Source organism: Sphingomonas sp., from assembly GCF_035317925.1.
Classification (GTDB): Bacteria; Pseudomonadota; Alphaproteobacteria; order Sphingomonadales; family Sphingomonadaceae; genus Sphingomonas_I.
This window is the reverse complement of record NZ_DATHFV010000060.1, coordinates 1-16,455: the sequence shown is the minus strand read 5'-3', so window position 1 is coordinate 16,455 and position 16,455 is coordinate 1. Positions and strand designations below refer to the sequence as shown.

Sequence of the window (16,455 nt, the reverse complement as noted above, 5' to 3'; positions counted from 1 at the left end):
CGTCGAGGGTGGTGACGTGGTGCGCGCGATCCCGGCGCCGGGCACCGCGGAGAAGAGCCGCAAGTTCTTCGACGAGATGAACAGCTGGGCGCAGAGCGAGGGCTTTGCGGGCCTCGGCTATGCGACGCGCAAGGCCGGCGTGTTCGAGGAATTCGCCGACTGGCAGGGCAAGGGCCGCACCGTCTCGGCGCTGCCGTTCCAGCGCATCCCGTACCGCGAATCGATGCTCAAATACGGCTCGGACAAGCCCGATTTGCGCAACCCGCTCCTGATCACCGACGTGTCAGATTTGTTCGAGGGCTCGGGCTTCGGCCGCTTCGCCTCGATCGTCGAGACCGGCGACGTGGTCCGCGCGATTCCGGCGCCCGCGACCGCCGAGAAGAGTCGCAAATTCTTCGACGACATGAATGCCTGGGCGCAGTCGGAAGGCTTTGCCGGCCTCGGCTACGCCACCCGCAAGGGCGGCGAATGGGGCGGGCCGATCGCCAAGAACCATGGCGAGGACAAGATGTCCGCGCTCGCCGACAGCCTCGGCCTCGGCCCTGATGACGGCCTGTTCTTCGCCGCGGGCAAGGAGGCGCAGGCCGCCAAGCTCGCCGGTCTCGCCCGCACGCGCGTCGGCGAGCAGCTCGGCCTGATCGACGACAAGAAGTTCGAATTCTGCTGGATCGTCGACTTCCCGATGTTCGAATATGACGAGGACACGAAGAAGGTCGATTTCAGCCACAACCCCTTCTCGATGCCGCAGGGCGAGCTCGAAGCGCTCCAGACCAAGGATCCGCTCGATATCCTCGCCTTCCAGTACGACATCGTCTGCAACGGCGTGGAGCTGTCGTCGGGCGCGATCCGGAACCACCGTCCGGACATCATGTACAAGGCGTTCGAGATTGCCGGCTACAGCCAGGCCGATGTCGACACCAATTTCGCGGGCATGATCAACGCCTTCAAATATGGCGCGCCGCCGCACGGTGGGTCCGCGCCGGGCGTCGATCGCATCGTCATGCTGCTCGCCGACCAGCCCAATATCCGCGAGGTCATCGTTTTCCCGATGACGCAGAAGGCGGAAGATCTGATGATGGGCGCCCCCGCCTTCGTCACCGCCAAGCAACTGCGCGAGCTCAACATCCGCGTCGTCGAGCAGCCGGGCGCCAAGCCCGCCGGACATTCGGTGGCGGAAGCGGTCTCGCCCAGCGCCGGCTGATTTACTTCGGCCGCTTCACCGTCAGGGTGAGGCGGCCGAAATCGACCTGCGCCTGAAGCATCGTCAGCAGTTCGGCGCCGATCACGCCGTCGAATTCGGGCATGCCGTTGCCCCGGCTGACCGCCTTCAACTGGGTGAGGTCGAGGCAATCGACCGGCAGGCCGGTGATGCTGAGCGCGCCCAGTTGCATGTCGACATGCGTGGCGATCCGTTTTCCGGCCGCGCCGGTCAGGCCAAAGCCCTGTTGGCCGGTATCGGCCAGCGTCACCCCCAGCGTCCGCACGATATTGATGTCGAGAACGGTGGACGCCCCCGTATCGAGAAACATCACCAGGTCGCGCCCCATCACCAGCACGGTCAGATAGAGCTTGTCGTCGGCTGCGCGTTTAAGCGGGATCGTGACTGACGATGGCCCCTCGAAGGCGACGGGGGGCTCGCTGCGCGCGGCGGTCGCCAGCGTCAGCATGCCGATCGAGCCGATCAGGAGGTCGCGGCGTCTCATGTCAGGATTTGGGCATCTCAGGACTTGGGTGCACCCTTCACTTCGATCCGAAGCGCGGGTTGCTTGCCGAGCCAGCGCTTCGCGGCCGCTTTCACGTCCGCGACCGTGACCGCCTGATAGCCGGTCACGCCGGTGCGGATCAGCTCCAGGTAACGCGGATCGTCGAGATCGCCCTGCAGCATCTGCGCCCAATAATTGTTGAGCTTGCGGTTGCGTTCGTTGCCGCTGATCACCGGGGTGGCGGCGCGGGCCAACTCGTCGGCGGTGGGGCCGTCCTTCGCCAGCGCGAGCGCGATATCGCGCGTCGCTTTCTCGAAATCGTCGAGCCGTTCGGCCTTGATCTGGCTGTAGGCGATCAGCAGGCCGAAATGCGGATATTGCTCCGACTGGCTGTTCGACACGGCCGGCGTGTAGGTGCCGCCCTCGCTCTCGCGGAAGCGATCGTAGAGGCGCGTCTGCATGATCTGCGCGGCGATGTTGAGCGCGCGCAATTGTTTCAGGTCCCTGAGCGCGCCGGTCGTCGCCCACACGCTCGCGGCAAGCAGCTGATCGGGGTCGCCGCGATGCGTGAAGATCAGGGGCTCGGCGACATGCGAGGGCGGCCTCAGCGCGAGGCGCGCGGACGGCACCTTGACCGGCGGCTTGGTGATCGCCGCGCCGAACGTCTGCCGCGCCGCCTCGATCGCCGCGTCGGTGTCGATGTCGCCGATGATCAGCACCTTGCGCACGCCGCCCGCGAACAGGGGTTGCCAGAAGGCGCGATAGACCTCGGGCGTGATCGCGGCCGCGTCGGCGCGCGAGGGGAAGCTGAACCTCTTGTCGCCATTGTGCATCGGCAGGCTGGCGAACGCGCCGAACACCGATTGTGGGGAAGCATAGACCGAATCGTAATTCTGCACGAAGCCGTCGCGGGCGCGCAGGAAGGCGTTGGCGTCGAAACGCGGTTCGCGGATCGCCGCGTCGATCAGGCGCAACTGATCGACCAGTTGCACCGCCGTCGTCGCGCCCGACCAGGCGAAGGCGCGCTCGCGCACGCTGAACGAGAGCCCGAGCCTTTTGCCCGCGGTCGCACGCTCCAGCGCGCCGATGTCGAGCGGCCCGATGCCGCCCTGGACGATCGCGGACGAAGTCCACAGCAGGGAAGGGGCAGCCGGATCCAGCGCCGCCAGCCCGTCGCCCGCCAAGGCCACCACCAGGATGCCGGCCTGCTCGTTGCCGTTGCGCCGCAGGTCGACCTCGACGCCATTGTCGAACTTCACGCGCGTCACGCCGAGATCGGCGATGTCCGTGCGCGACACGATCTTGCCGGGCGTACCCGGCCGGCCGAGATCATCGAGGCTGACATGCTTTTCCTCGGTGCGGGCCGCGGCCTTGGTCGCGCGCGCCTGGGTCAAAGCGGAGGCAAGGGCGGCATTGCCTCCCTCGATCGGCACCGGGCTCAGCAGCAACGCGCGCGCATCGCCCTGGGTCAGCGCGCGCATCGCCGCGCCGACATTTTCCGGGGTCAGGTTCTTGCGCTGCTTCTGGAACAGCTCGAGCTGGAAGGCCGCCTCGGCCACGGTCTGGCCACTATCGACCGCGCTGACCACCTGATTGGCCAGGATCGCGGATTGGGTCGTGCCGGCGCCGGCCGCGTTGGATACCAGGCCGGCCTCGAAGCTCGATGCGATCTGGTCGATCTCGTCCTGGCTGGGCAGCGTCGCGACCGCGTCGGCGAGAATGCCGTAGGTTTCCGACAGCGCCTTGTCCCACTGGCCTTCCTTCGGCGAGATGACGATGATCGTCGAATCCTCGATATGGCGCTGTTCGCCATATCCGGCGCCGGCCGACAGGAAGCTCGCGCCGTCGCGCGCCTTGCGGTTGAGCCGCCGCGACAGCACCTGCACCGCCACCGCGCGGGTCAGGTCCGCACCCTCGCTCGCATAGGTATCGGGGCGATCGTCATGCTGCGCCACCCAGTTCAGCGTGATCCGGTTGGGTGCCTGCGGATCGGTGACCACCGCGCTGGTCTGCTTGGGCACTTCGGGCTTGCCGTAATCCGGTTCGGCGGGGGCCGGGCCATGGCCGCTCCAGTCGCCGAAATGGCGGCGGATCGCATCCTCCAGCGTCGCAGGATCGGCATCGCCGGCGATCACCACGGTCGCCCGCTCGGGCCGGTACCAGCGATCGTAGAAGGCGCGCAGCCGATCGGCACTGGCCGCGCCCAGCGTCTCGTCGGTGCCCGCGACATCGGCATCGGCCGCGCGCGTGCCGGCCAGCATGACCGCTTTCGACGTGTCCTGGATGCGCTTGGCGAGCGGGGTCTGACGCAGCGCGCGCTCGGCCGTCACCACCTTGCGCTCGATATCGACCAGCTTGGGATCGAAATTGGCGCTCGACACCATTTCCGACAGCAAGGTCAGCGCGGTATCGAACGACGCCGGATCGTTGCGCGGCAGATCGAGCTGATACAAAGTCTGCGTGAGGCCGGTGAAGGCGTTGGTGTCGGTGCCGAACTGCGCGCCCAGCCGCTGCCAGGTGCGGATGCCTTCGCCGTCGGGCACGGTCTTGGTGCCGCGGAAGGTCATATGCTCGATGAAGTGGGCGTAACCCTTCTCGTCGCCGCGCTCCATCAGCGCGCCCGCGTCGATCCGCACCCGGATGGCGAGCGTTCCGGCCGGAAACTTGTTCTGCCGCACCGCGTAACGCAGCCCGTTCGGCAGCACGCCGAACCGCCACATCTTGTCGACCGGCAGGTCGCTGCCTTCGAACAGCCATGGCACGGGTGCCGTCGGCGCTGCGACGGCCGCAACCGGCGCCGTCTTCGCCGCAGGCGTCTCCGCTGTCGCCGGTGCCGTCAGGGCGATTACGGCGGCCGCCGAAAGAAGGCGGGCAACGACTTGCTTCATCTGGATTATCCCTGGTTCGCGCATCGTCTAACGCGCGAGCGGGTTAATGGCGAATGACTTCACGGGCTCAGGCATCGGGATAGAGGATCGCGATCACCTCGTAATCGCGCGTGCCGGCGGGCAGCTCGACATAGCGCACGTCGCCCACGGTCGCGCCGCGCAACGCCCGCGCGAATGGCGAGCGCCAGCTGATCCGCCCCGCGCTCGCATCGGCCTCGTCCTCGCCCACCAATGTCACGACCCGCTGCACGTCCTTGTCGTCGGCGACGGTGACGGTCGCCCCGAACCAGGCACGGCTGCGATCCTCCTGCGTCAACGGATCGACCACCTTCACGGCCTTCATCCGCCGCGACAGATGCGACAGCTCGTAGTCGATCTCGCGCAGCCGTTTGCGGCCGTAGATATAGTCGCCATTCTCGGAACGGTCGCCATTGCCCGCCGCCCAGCTGATCACCTCGACCAGCTTGGGCCGCTCCTGGAACAACTCCTCGTACCGCGCCCGCAGCGCGGCGAAGCCCGCCGGCGTGATCGGCTGCTCGTCAGCCATCAGCCCGCACGCACCGTGCTCAACCCGGAGTCTTCTTGCCAAGATAGTAAGACAGGCGGTCCTTCTCCGGCAGGCGCGAACGCTCGGGATTGAACAGGTCGTAGACGACCGCATTCTCCAGCACCTTCTGCACGTAGGCGCGGGTTTCGGTGAGCGGGATCGCCTCGACCCAGTCGACCACGTCGACGCCGGGCAGGCGCGGATCGCCGTTGGCGCGGATGAACTTGTTCACGTTGCCGGGGCCGGCATTGTAGCTCGCCACCGCGAGCACGTAATTGCCCTGATAATAGGTCAGCATCCGATCGAAGAAGCTCGATCCGATCATCACGTTATAGCCGATATCCTCGGTCAGCCGCGACGGATCCCACGGCAGGCCGAGCTTGCCCGCCTGCTCGCGCGCGGTGGCGGGCATCAGCTGGACGAGGCCGCGCGCGCCGACGGGGCTCAGCGCCTCGCGGTCGAACTGGCTTTCCTGGCGCGCGATCGCGTGGATCATCGTCCAGTGCGTTGCCATCGCCGGCGGGATCGGCACGGTCGGGAAGCCGATCCGGATCGGGTCGCGCGCGCCCGATTTGCGCGCATTGCGCGACACGATCACGCCCAGATCGGGCCGCTGGATATCGCGCGACAGATCGGCGGCGAGCGCATGATCCGTGTCGCTGTCGGCGTCGGCCGCGATCTTGCGCACGAACTGGGTCTGGTCGAGCCAGTCCTGCTGCTGGCCGAGCAGGCGCGCGGCGCGCACCACCTCGCGATTGTTCCAGGCGCCGCGTACCTCCGGCGCGATCACGAGCGGCGCGGGATCGGCCGGGACGGTGAGGACCTGACCCAGCCGCTCGCTGGCGAGCTGCCCGTAATATTGGTCGATATTGACCGCGGCGTCCGCATAATGCGCGTTCGCCGCCGCCGCATCGCCCGCCGCCTGCGCGGCGCGGCCCGCCCAATAATCGCCCTTGGCCTGGCTGCCCGGCGACTGCGCGGCGCGCGTATAACGGCGGAACATCGCCTCGGCGTCGCGCGGCCGGTTGAGCTGCTTGAGCGCGGTGGTGCCCGCCAGCCAGGCGAGGCTGGTATAGGGATCGCGTTCCTTGAGATCGCGCGGCCGGATGTCGCTGCCGGCCGGGAAGGCGTGATCGAGATTGGCGGCGATACCGTAGGCGAGGGCCGGCTGCCCGTCATGCGCGGCGGCCGAGGCGAAGGTCAGCAAAGTCGTCAGATAGGCCTGCGGATCGAAGGCGGGCGCATCGAGCGTCTCGGCCTGCGCGAGATAGGTGCGCGCATCCAGCTCGCGCGCGGTGGCGCGCAGCCACAAGGCGCGATCAATCACGAAGCCCGCGTCATGCTCCGCATCCGGCCCGACCGCCGCCGCCTGCGCCGCTGCATCCGGGGCCTGCGTCTGGAAGGCGAGGCGGGCGGCATAGATCGGCCGGCGCTGCGCGCTGACCAGGCCGAGCTGACGCGTCGCGGAGGATGCGGCGCGCGCCCACAGCAGCACCTCCATCCTTTGGTCCTGCTCGGACGGCGTGAACTGGCTGCCGAAACGCCCGGCAATCCGCGCTTCGTCGTCCGCCGACAGCGGGCCCATCGTCCACGCGGCGGCCGCCGCCGTGCGCGCCCTGTCGGTCTGGCCGAGCGAGGCCAGCGCCTCGGCGTAGCGCACACGGCCTGCTCCGCTCAGCGGCGGAAAGGCATTGAAATATTGGGCGACCAGCGACGGATCGGTCTGATCGGGCAGGATCTGGCGCTCGGCCGCGCGCCGCATCGCCGGCTCGCCCGGCCAGCCGCGATGCGCGATCAGGAAGCGGGCATAATCGGCGAAAGGCAGGCGGTCGCTCTGGCGCAGTCGCTGCCATTCGTCGATCGCGGGCCACAGCGGATCGGTCCGGGATGGGCGCAGCGGTTGTGCGGTGACGCCGCCGCTCGCCGTATCGAGCAGGGCAAAACCCGGCCGCACCGATTCGCTCGTGATCGCGGCGGCGCCCGCCGCGACCGAAAGCAGCACCAAAGCCGCGGGCCCGAACTTGCGCCCATACTTGCGAACGCTGGACAGGCGGCCACGGGCGTCCCTATCAGGCGCCCCGAGCCGGCGATTACGGTTGGGCTTCATGTGGCCAATATGGGCGCGCGGACTCGGAAGGTGAAGGGAAAGAGAATGTTCAGCGGGTCGATTCCTGCTTTGGTCACGCCGATCCGCAACGGCGCGATCGACGAGGATGCGTTCCGCGCGCATGTCGACTGGCAGATCGAATCGGGTTCGTCCGCGCTCGTGCCGTGCGGCACCACCGGCGAAAGCGCGACGATGACGATCGAGGAGCATGACCGCGTCGTGCGCGTCTGCATCGAGCAGGCGGCGGGGCGGGTGCCCGTGATCGCGGGCTGCGGATCGAACGACACCGCCGTCGCGCTCCACCATATGCAATCGGCCAAGGCGGCCGGCGCCGACGCGGCTTTGCTGGTGCCGCCTTATTACAACCGCCCCAACCAGGAAGGCGTGCTCGCCCATTTCCGCGCGCTGGCCAGCGGCTGCGACCTGCCGATCATGCTCTACAATGTGCCCGCGCGCACGATCGTCGACATCAATGTCGAGACGATGGCCGAACTCGCCAAATTGCCGACCGTGATCGGGGTCAAGGACGCGACCGGGAACCTCGCCCGCGTCTCCGCCCAGCGCGCCGCGTGCGGCAAGGACTTCATCCAGTTGTCGGGCAATGACGACATGGCGCTCGGCTTCATGGCGATGGGCGGGGTGGGGTGCATCTCGGTCACCGCCAATGTCGCGCCGCGCCAGTGCGCCGATTTCCAGAAGGCGTGCGCCGAAGGGCGGTGGGCGGATGCGCTCGCCTGGCAGGACAAGCTCTTCCCGCTCCACGCGGCTTTGTTCACCGACGCCTCGCCGGGGCCGATCAAATATGCGCTCGGCAAGGTCCGGCCCGACTTCCCGACCGAATTGCGCCTGCCGATGACGCCGCCGAATGGCGCCAGCCGCGCGGCGGTGGACGCCGCGCTGGCGCATGCGGGACTTTGCTGACGGGCTTCGGCCCGCCGCATTTCAAACGACGCTGAGAAACAGCCGGTTTCGGGCGGTGCGTACGACCGCGCCCGAAGGGAAATTCAAAAAAACACCGGAAACGAACTAAAGACCGAGCCGCATTTTCCTCGATCGAGCGAGTACGCTTTATGCGTACGTTTGTCAAGGAATCAAGTCTGGAAGGCGCCTTACTCCAAGGGCTGGAGGATGGTTCGGAGCAGGCATAGACCGCTCAAGGGGCAGTCTATCGGCGGCGCGATTCCATCGCTTCACCGCAAGCTCTGCCCGGATCGCCCGCTCCGCAAATAGCGGGACGGGCGATATTCATGTGGCGGACAGGTTAGCCTGACACGGCACGCCGAGGGGTCGTTTGAGAGAGGAATTGTTCAATGCGTGTTGTTTCCAAGTCGCCGGGTGTTCGCTTGCTGCTGGTTGCGTTGACTGTGTCGGCATCCGGCGCCGGATTCGCGCAGCAGCAGGACGCGCCCGATACCAGTATCGTCGTCAATGGCGTGAAGAGCCCTGGGCCCGAGATCAAGGGCGTGATCACCGCGCGGAATGAGGACAAGGTGAAGGTCGTCACCGCCGACGGCGCCAGCACGATCATCGCCGTCAATGACGCGACGCAGGTCCGGGCAGGCGGTGGCCTGTTCGGCGTTCACAGCAAGCTCGCCCAGGACGCGCTGCTCAACGGGCTGCCGGTGACGGTGAAGACGTGGCGCGCGGGCGACGGGCAAGCGGGCAGCGAGCTTGTGGCGAGCCGGATCAGCTTCCGGAACAGCGACCTCAAGACCGCGACGATGATCCGTAACGGGACCAGCCAGCGTTTCGAGGAGCAGACCGCGGCGACGGAAAACCTGCGCGGGCGCCTGGGCGATATCGACAAATATAACGTCAAGGGCACGACGGAGGTGCATTTCGACACCGGCAAGGCGACTCTGTCCGCCGAGGACAAGGCCCAGCTCTGCAACACCGCAAGCACGGCCCAGGCCAATGAGAACGCGCTGCTGCTGGTGGTCGGCTACACCGATTCGACCGGTGGCGACGACCTCAATCAGGAGCTGAGCGAGAAGCGCGCCGGCCGCGTGATCAATTATCTCCAGCAGGCCTGCGGGTGGAAACCCTATCGCATGCTGACGCCGACGGGCATGGCCAAGGCGGACCCGGCGGCGCCCAACGACACCCCCGAAGGCAAGGCGATGAACCGCCGTGTCGCGGTGAACATCCTGGTCAGCAAGAGCGTCGACGGCATCTAAGGGGTGCGGGATAGGCTTCGCGTGCCACGAGGGTGGGAGGCGGATGTCTTCAAGAGCATCTGTGTTTGGGTCGGGAGCGGCTTGGCCGCTCCCGACCCGACGCTGGCTTTTGGGCCGCTCGCCGACCGGCAGGTTTCAGATAGCGGGAATGGCGTAGCGGTCGTTTCGCTGGCCTGCCGAAGATGATGGGCGTCGAGCAGTTCCTGTCATTCCGCGTCGATCTCCGAACGGCTGCTTGCGATGGGAGCGTCAGGGTTTGACGAACCGATAGGCGAAGCGATCGGTCTCGCCCTTGATCGAGGGGTCAAACACCTTGATCGAGTGCGGATCGTCCTTGTTCGCGAGCATGGTGCTTTCCCCGTCCAGCACGAAGCCGGCCGCCTCCACCTCCTCGCGGACGGACGCAGGGTCGATCCGATGCAGAGACTGGGTGTCGCTCGTGCCCGAGCCTGCGGCGGCGGCGTGGTCGACGATGACGTAGGACCCACCCGGCTTCAGCCGCTCGTAGACGGCTCTATTGAAGCCGGCCGCCGTCGCGCCCTTCTTCTGGATCAGCGCGGTGTGGAGATCGTGATAGAACAGGTGCAGCCACAGGACATCCGCTGGTTGCGTGGCCTCCGGCATCGCGACGAGGTCCGCCGAGACGGCTTCGACATTTTCTCGGCCCGGCTCCTTGGCGAGCATCCGCATGCGGCCGACGGGATCGTTCTCAAAGTGGGCGACTTCGGCCGGCACGAAGCTGTAGACCCGTCCTTCAGGTCCCACGACATCGGAGAAGATGCGCGTCCAGTCACCGTCGCCCGGGTAAACGTCGATGACCGTGGCGCCCACATCGACGCGCGCGAACCTGATCAACTCGGATTGCGTGGACTGGTCGTACATTGGGACCTCCATTGCGACAGTGCATGCGACGAGCGCACGGCGTTCGGTATCATGAAGCGCGCAGATCGCTGCGGTCTTCGGGCGGATTTCCCGCACTCTCGGGGTCCGACATCGCGGCGGCCCGTGCCAATGCCTGCGTGTCGACATACTCCCGGATGTTGGTCAGCTTGCCGTCCCGGACGGTAATGGCGAAGATCCAGTCGTCCTTGAACGGCTTGCTCGTGGCTTTGACCTTCCCCTCGGCATAGCCGACCACCAGCACCCGGTCTCCCTGCGCGATGAACTCCCGGGGTTCCGAGAGCGACATCTCCATGGTTTCGGATTCTGTCTTCAACAGGTCCGTCAGTTCCGCGTGTCCGCGGTGCGTCCCGGCCAGCGGCCAGTCTTCGCCCGGAATGATCCACTCGATATCTTCGGCGACCAGCGCCAGCATAACCTCCCTGTCGCCGCCAAAGGCCGCGGCGAAGAAGTCCTTCACAATCTGGACGTTCTTCTCGGTGCTCATAGCATTTTCTCCATTTCGCTCGGATCGGATCGCGCTCGATCCGATCCGAGCGCCGTGTCCCTGCCGTCGGGGAGGTCGTGTTCGTCAGTCGAACTTGACCAGATCCTTAAAGATCAGCCGGCCCCAGCTGTTCCCGCGCGCCTGCACAAGCAGGCCACCTTCCGAAAGCCCGCCAAGTTTAATCGGCGCGAAACCGAGATTTTCCGCAAGCGCGCCAACCTCCTCTGCGGCAGCGTCATCGTCGCTCGCCAGGAACACGACCCTCTTGCCACCATGTACGGCCGGATCCTGGCCAAGGACGGGAGCGCCCAAATGGTTGAAACCCTTGACCAGTCGTGCGCCCTTAAAGGCTTGCCCGACGGCCTTGGAAGAAGGCTGTCCTCCCAATTCTTCAGGGGGCACCCCGTAGGCATTGGTCACATCGACGATCGTCTTCCCCTGCCAGGTCGGCAGGGCCTTCGCGACATCCGGGTGCGCCTCGAAACGGACCGCCAAAAAGATGATGTCCGCCTTGACGGCGTCCGCCAACGTTTTGGGAATGATCGTGGGTCCGATCGCCGCCGCATCGGCTGCGAAGCTTTCCGGGTCGCGCGTGGTTGCCACGGATATTTCGATGCCCTTGCGCGCAAATGCCTTGGCCAGAGCCTGGCCGATCTTCCCGAAGCCGATAATTGCGTAGCTCATGATGTTTCTCCGATCTTGTGTGCCGAGGTCAGACCTGAGCCATGCCGCCATCAACCGCGAGATCCACGCCGGTGATGTAAGAACTTTCGTCGGAGGCGAGGAACGTGACGGCAGCCGCAATCTCCTCCGGCTCGCCCCTGCGACCCATCGGAATCTGTGTGGTGAACTGTGCGACCGCTTGCTCGGCCTGTTCAGCCGTAAGACCTGTCGTCGTCGCTAGGGCCGGGGTATCGATTGCTCCGGGGCTCATGCAATTCACGCGGATCTTGCGGTCTTTCAGCTCCAGTGTCCAAGCGCGCGCGAAGTTGCGCACCGCCGCCTTACTGGCGGCGTAGGTACTGAATCCCGGCAGCCCCAACACGTTGGAGACCGACGAGGTCAGGATGATCGAACCGCCGTCCCTGAAGAGGGGAAGCGCCTTCTGCACCGTGAAAAACAGGCCCTTCACGTTCACATCGAACGTCTGGTCGAAATGGGCCTCGGTCGCTGCCGCGAGCGGTGCGATCGTCCCCGCGCCCGCATTCGCGAAGAGAATGTCGATGTGACCATGCTTCTCTTTCACGACGGCATAGAGCCGGTCCAGGTCTTCCAGGCGCGCCACGTCGCCCACGACCGTCGTAACGTCCCCACCGATTAAGGCTGCGGCCTCCTTCAGCTCTTTCTCGCGTCGCCCGGTGATCACGACCTGCGCGCCTTCTTCCACGAAGCGCTTGGCCGTGGCCAACCCGATGCCGCTGCTGCCGCCAGTGATGACTGCGACCTTATCTTCGAGCATTTTCATAGTCTTATCCTTCGTTATTTGTTGGCCAGCGTTGGGGCCGCGAGGTGGTCAGAGTTGGGCTAGACCGCCGTCGACGGCGAGCTCGCTGGCAGTCATGAAGCTGCTGTCCGACGATGCGAGAAAGGCAGCCGCCGCGCCGAGCTCAGCCGGATCGCCCATGCGCTGGAGCGCAGTCATCGAGCCGTAGGCCTTCAGACCCTTCTCGCCGAGCGCTGCCGTCGCGAGTTCGGTCGCTATCGCCCCGGGCGACAGGACGTTTACGCGGATGCCGGTGCCCTTCAGGTCCTCCGCCCAGGTCCGCGCGAGGTTGCGCACGGCGGCCTTGCTCGCGCTGTAGGCGGTGAAGGCCGGGGCGCCCGTGGTGCCGGCGCTCGATCCGGTCAGGATGATCGAACCGCCCTTGCCCATCAGCGGCAACGCCTTCTGGACCGTGAAGATCGTACCCTTCACATTGGTGTCGAAGGTTTCGTCGATATGCTCGGCGGTGATTCCGCCGAGCCTAAGCTGGCTGCCCACCCCGGCATTAGCAAAGACGATGTCGAGCGTTCCGCGCTCGGCCTTCACCGCCGCGTAGAGGCGGTCGAGATCGGCCTCATCCGAAACCGAGCCCCTCACCGCGCGGGCGTTGGGTCCGAGGTCGGCGACAGCCGCGTCGAGCGCTTCCTGTCGACGGCCGAAGAGGAAGACGAAGGCGCCCTCCTCGATGAAGCGCTTTGCAGCGGCGAGGCCGATGCCGGTGGCGCCACCGGTGATCACCGCGGTTTTTCCATTCAGTCTGGTCATGTCGTGCATCCTTCCAGGCTTCCGCCTTGGTCATTCGGGGACGACCCGAGACGCTCAACATGGGTCCGACGGGCTCAGGCGGTGAGTGCGGAGGCGCGCACATCGGTGGTGCGAAATCGATCCGGTAAGGCTATCAACGCCAGCCGCGACGATGAGGGCCCGCCGTTCGGAATTGGCCCGCGCCCGTCGACCTGTGTTACGACAACCGTCGGTACTGCCGGACGATGAGTTAGGGCTTTGGAAGGCGCACCTTGCGGTGCTGGATTGCACCATGATCGACTGGGATGACGTTCGCTACTTTCTTGCCGTCGCGCGCGGAGGTTCAGTGCGGGCCGCCGCCGGACGCCTCGGGGTCAATCACTCGACCGTGCTGCGACGCATCGCCCAGCTCGAGGAACGCTTGGGCGCGCAGATGTTCGAAAAGCTGCCTTCGGGCTACCGCCTGACGGCTGCGGGCGAGGAGGTCCTTGAGCTCGCGGAGCAGATGGAGGCGTCATCGCACCAGCTGGAGACCCGCGTCTTCGGGCGCGACCAGAGCGTGCGCGGGCTGCTGCGGATGACGTTGACACCGATCCTTGCGTCACACCTGCTCATGCCGGACTTCGCCGATTTCGCGCATCTGCATCCGGACATCGAGATGGACATTCTGTCGTCCGGCGAGTTGGCCAACCTGACCAACCGAGAGGCCGACGTGGCGATCCGCGTCGTCTACGACCGCAAAACCCTGCCGCTCAATCTTCACGGGCTGAAGGGCCCGGAGCTGTTCGGTGGCGTCTACATATCCCGCGAGCGACTAGCCGCGTGGCGTGGGGGCGCGCCTGATCCCATGCGATGGATCGTCATAAGCAGTCATGGAATTCCGGATTGGGCCAGCGAGGGTGAGGTTCGTACCGCGGGGGTTCCATTCAGGGTCACGGACGCCGGGGCGGAGATCGCGGCTGCACGACAAGGGCTCGGGATCACGACGCTGCCGTGCTTCGTCGGCGATGCCGACCCCCTGCTGGTGAGGGTGCCGGGCACCGACCTGCACCTGTACGGAACGCTCTGGGTTCTTACACAAGGGGAGACACGCAAGACGAAGCGCGTGCGGCTCTTCACGGAGTTCGTATCCCGCAGGCTCGCCGCGTACGCTCCGCTTCTCGCGGGACTGTCCGTATCGCGCGATTGACGCCCGGAAGGCCCCTTTGTCGCAAGCTGACGTTCGACGGTACAAGCTGGAATGGCTGCAAAGTCCCACCCCTGCCGTGCGCGTGGCCGACTGTCGAACACGAACGGATGGCAGCCTCCAGGATCGGCGGTCGCGTCGCCGAACGACGGATTCTAGGGCGCAGAGCGGTCGCACCAGCGACATCTGATACGCGCAAAGGCGTCACCCACACCTAGCCACACTCCCCCAATCCCCCCTACATCGCACCCGATTCCCATGGCCCGCCCACGTCCCCTCGAATTCGACAAGAAGAAGATCGTCGCCGAGAACCGGCCAGCCTGACCGGCGGTCCCGGCGAGCAGCAAGAGCCGCTATTCGGCGAGCGAAGACGACACTCTATTGCTTCGGCGGGACCATGTCCTGGACGGCGATGATCTGCCACTTCCCGGCGCGTCGTAGCCAGGTATCCGTCCAGACCAGGGTTCGCGGCGCCACTTTGCCGCCCGGGCCCTTCAGGATCGCGCTTTCGCGGCCGTAGATCACCGCGACGTCGGGTCCGAAGTAGCGCACCCGCGCGCTGAGCAATTTGCAGTCCCGCTCGGTCTCGACCGTGGGGGGTGCGTGCTTGGGGAACATGTCGGACTTGGTGTAGAGCGGTCCCCTGGGGCTGGTGCCGACGAAATCATCGGCAATATACTCCGCGGCAAAGGCCGCCGATGCCGCCGCGATCCTGTTGCGCGGCAAGCAGGACAGGGTGGCCCACGTCCGTTCCGCCTCGATCAGCTTGCTGGCGAGCGGATCGTTCCTGGCGGCCCATCCGCTTCGGGCGCCGCCCTGAGCAACGGCGCCCCCAGGGAAACAGACGCACGCCGATACCACGAAGATCCCCACGACGGCTTGAGCGGTGGAGCGAAGCTGGGCTTTCATCATGTCTTCCCCGGGCAATGTTTCTTCGCGCTACGCATACCAGCCCGCCGCGCATTCGGTAGGGCGCAATCTGCCGACGGCCATGGCCCGGCCAATACGTCATCCGACGTAAGCCTTCCCCTCCGGAATTCGCCCGCCCTTCGGCGGTCAGACAAAGTCGGTAAGGCTGAGCCCGCTTGCGACGACATGATCGAGGCGGATGCCGGCGTCGAGCGCGCCACCTTTCGCGTGATCGTCATAGAACAGGTAGGTGTCGCCGCCGACGGTGACGGCGGCCACATCGGTCGCGCCGGCATGGCCTTGCAGCGCCTGGGCTGCCCAGGTCGCGGCGGCGGCGACGGTGGCCGCCGACCCCTGCAGGATCGCCGCGGGATGGAAGCCCAGAGCCAGCCTGTCGGTGCCGGCGGTGAAATCGGTGATCTCGTCTATGGCATAGGCCGACGCACCGGCGGTGGTGAAGGCGGCCTGTCCCGCGGTGAAGGCGAACTGATCCTTACCCGTGCCGCCGGTCATCAGATCATGGCCTGAATCGCCTGACAGGAGATCGTCGCCGTCGCCGCCGTTCATCGTGTCGTCCCCGGTTCCGCCGCGCAGCGTATCGTTGTCCGCGCCCCCGGAGAGCACGTCATTGCCGGCGCCGCCCTGCACATTGTCGTTGCCGGCGTCCCCGGTGACGCTGTCATTCCCTTCGTCGCCGGAGAGGAAGTCGTTGCCGTCGCCGCCAGCCAGGACATCGTCGCCGACATTGCCGTTGATCGTGTCGTTGCCGGCCCCGCCGCTCAGGCTGTCCGCGCCGTCGACGGCACCCGCCACGCTGGTGGATTCGTTGCCGTAGATATGGTCGTTGCCGATACCGCCGGTGATCGTGTCGGCGCCCGTGCCGCCATCATATTGGTCGGTTTCGATCAGATGGCCCCGCGCATCGATCGAACTCGAGGAGCCGACGATCGAGTCATTGCCGTCGCCGCCGTCGATCGTGTCATTGCCCGCGCCGGCGGTAATCACGTCGTCGCCCGCCAGCGCATTGGTCGTGCCACCCTGCGCCGCCATGACGATATGATCGACACCGGTCGAAGGCTGGGTGCTGAAAATGTCCGCCTTTGCGGCCGCGACGAGTGCGTCGTAACGCTGGCTGCCATCATCGTAGATCGAGCCGAGTGCGCCATAGCTGCCGGAATCGCTGGCCCGCGAGACATCGTTGAAGGCGACGAATTCGGTGCCGCCATTGGCTTTGAAGTCGGCGAGCATCGTGGCGTAGAGTTCGCCCATGCGGGGATCGGCAAGCAGGCGGTCGAAGAAATCCTGGACGGTCGGCTTGTCGGCC

General features: G+C 66.2%; 15 protein-coding genes. 4 read left to right on the top strand and 11 right to left on the bottom strand.

Annotated elements, in window-relative coordinates; all coding sequences use genetic code 11:
* On the top strand, positions 1-1,201 hold a 1,201-nt coding region (locus VK533_RS04665), incomplete at its 5' end, for an amino acid--tRNA ligase-related protein (RefSeq protein WP_324375473.1).
* 1 nt (position 1,202) lies between these two features.
* Here the strand turns inward: VK533_RS04665 and VK533_RS04660 are convergent.
* The 4 genes from VK533_RS04660 to VK533_RS04645 form a co-directional block, all read right to left on the bottom strand.
* On the bottom strand, positions 1,203-1,703 hold the full coding sequence (locus tag VK533_RS04660) for an aspartyl protease family protein (RefSeq protein WP_324375471.1): 501 nt from the start codon (positions 1,701-1,703) through the stop codon (positions 1,203-1,205).
* A 17-nt stretch (positions 1,704-1,720) separates the two neighbouring features.
* Positions 1,721-4,591, bottom strand: a complete 2,871-nt coding sequence (locus tag VK533_RS04655; RefSeq protein ID WP_324375469.1) for a M16 family metallopeptidase — start codon at positions 4,589-4,591, stop codon at positions 1,721-1,723.
* Positions 4,592-4,658: 67 nt separating this feature from the next.
* Positions 4,659-5,138: a GreA/GreB family elongation factor gene (locus VK533_RS04650; protein ID WP_324375467.1), complete on the bottom strand. Its 480-nt coding sequence runs from the start codon at positions 5,136-5,138 to the stop codon at positions 4,659-4,661.
* Between the two features lie 19 nt (positions 5,139-5,157).
* Positions 5,158-7,140: a lytic transglycosylase domain-containing protein gene (locus VK533_RS04645; protein WP_324375475.1), complete on the bottom strand. Its 1,983-nt coding sequence runs from the start codon at positions 7,138-7,140 to the stop codon at positions 5,158-5,160.
* A gap of 150 nt (positions 7,141-7,290) precedes the next feature.
* Here VK533_RS04645 and dapA point away from each other — a divergent pair, with 150 nt between their 5' ends.
* A complete protein-coding gene (gene dapA, locus VK533_RS04640) occupies positions 7,291-8,166 on the top strand; it encodes a 4-hydroxy-tetrahydrodipicolinate synthase (protein ID WP_324375465.1) in 876 nt (291 codons plus the stop codon).
* Positions 8,167-8,555: 389 nt separating this feature from the next.
* Entirely contained in the window at positions 8,556-9,422 is an 867-nt protein-coding gene (locus VK533_RS04635) for an OmpA family protein (RefSeq protein ID WP_324375463.1), read from the top strand.
* A 249-nt stretch (positions 9,423-9,671) separates the two neighbouring features.
* Here VK533_RS04635 and VK533_RS04630 read toward each other — a convergent pair whose 3' ends face one another.
* The 5 genes from VK533_RS04630 to VK533_RS04610 form a co-directional block, all read right to left on the bottom strand.
* Positions 9,672-10,304, bottom strand: a complete 633-nt coding sequence (locus VK533_RS04630; protein WP_324375462.1) for a class I SAM-dependent methyltransferase — start codon at positions 10,302-10,304, stop codon at positions 9,672-9,674.
* A 49-nt stretch (positions 10,305-10,353) separates the two neighbouring features.
* Positions 10,354-10,809: a nuclear transport factor 2 family protein gene (locus VK533_RS04625; RefSeq protein ID WP_324375460.1), complete on the bottom strand. Its 456-nt coding sequence runs from the start codon at positions 10,807-10,809 to the stop codon at positions 10,354-10,356.
* An 84-nt stretch (positions 10,810-10,893) separates the two neighbouring features.
* A complete protein-coding gene (locus tag VK533_RS04620; protein ID WP_324375458.1) occupies positions 10,894-11,493 on the bottom strand; it encodes an NADPH-dependent F420 reductase in 600 nt (199 codons plus the stop codon).
* A 28-nt stretch (positions 11,494-11,521) separates the two neighbouring features.
* Positions 11,522-12,274 (bottom strand): glucose 1-dehydrogenase, encoded by a 753-nt coding sequence (locus VK533_RS04615; RefSeq protein WP_324375456.1) that lies wholly within the window; start codon positions 12,272-12,274, stop codon positions 11,522-11,524.
* Between the two features lie 48 nt (positions 12,275-12,322).
* Positions 12,323-13,057 (bottom strand): SDR family oxidoreductase, encoded by a 735-nt coding sequence (locus VK533_RS04610; protein WP_324375454.1) that lies wholly within the window; start codon positions 13,055-13,057, stop codon positions 12,323-12,325.
* 271 nt (positions 13,058-13,328) lie between these two features.
* On the opposite strand from VK533_RS04610, the gene VK533_RS04605 reads away from it, so the two are divergent.
* Positions 13,329-14,225, top strand: coding sequence for a LysR family transcriptional regulator (locus VK533_RS04605; protein ID WP_324375452.1), 897 nt, complete (start codon positions 13,329-13,331; stop codon positions 14,223-14,225).
* 375 nt (positions 14,226-14,600) lie between these two features.
* Here VK533_RS04605 and VK533_RS04600 read toward each other — a convergent pair whose 3' ends face one another.
* Together VK533_RS04600 and VK533_RS04595 are read right to left on the bottom strand one after the other, a co-directional pair.
* The gene (locus VK533_RS04600; RefSeq protein ID WP_324375449.1) at positions 14,601-15,134 is read right to left on the bottom strand and encodes a nuclear transport factor 2 family protein; all 534 of its coding nucleotides are present in this window, start codon (positions 15,132-15,134) and stop codon (positions 14,601-14,603) included.
* Between the two features lie 144 nt (positions 15,135-15,278).
* Positions 15,279-16,455: calcium-binding protein (locus VK533_RS04595; protein ID WP_324375447.1), on the bottom strand; the 1,177-nt coding region annotated here is incomplete at its 5' end.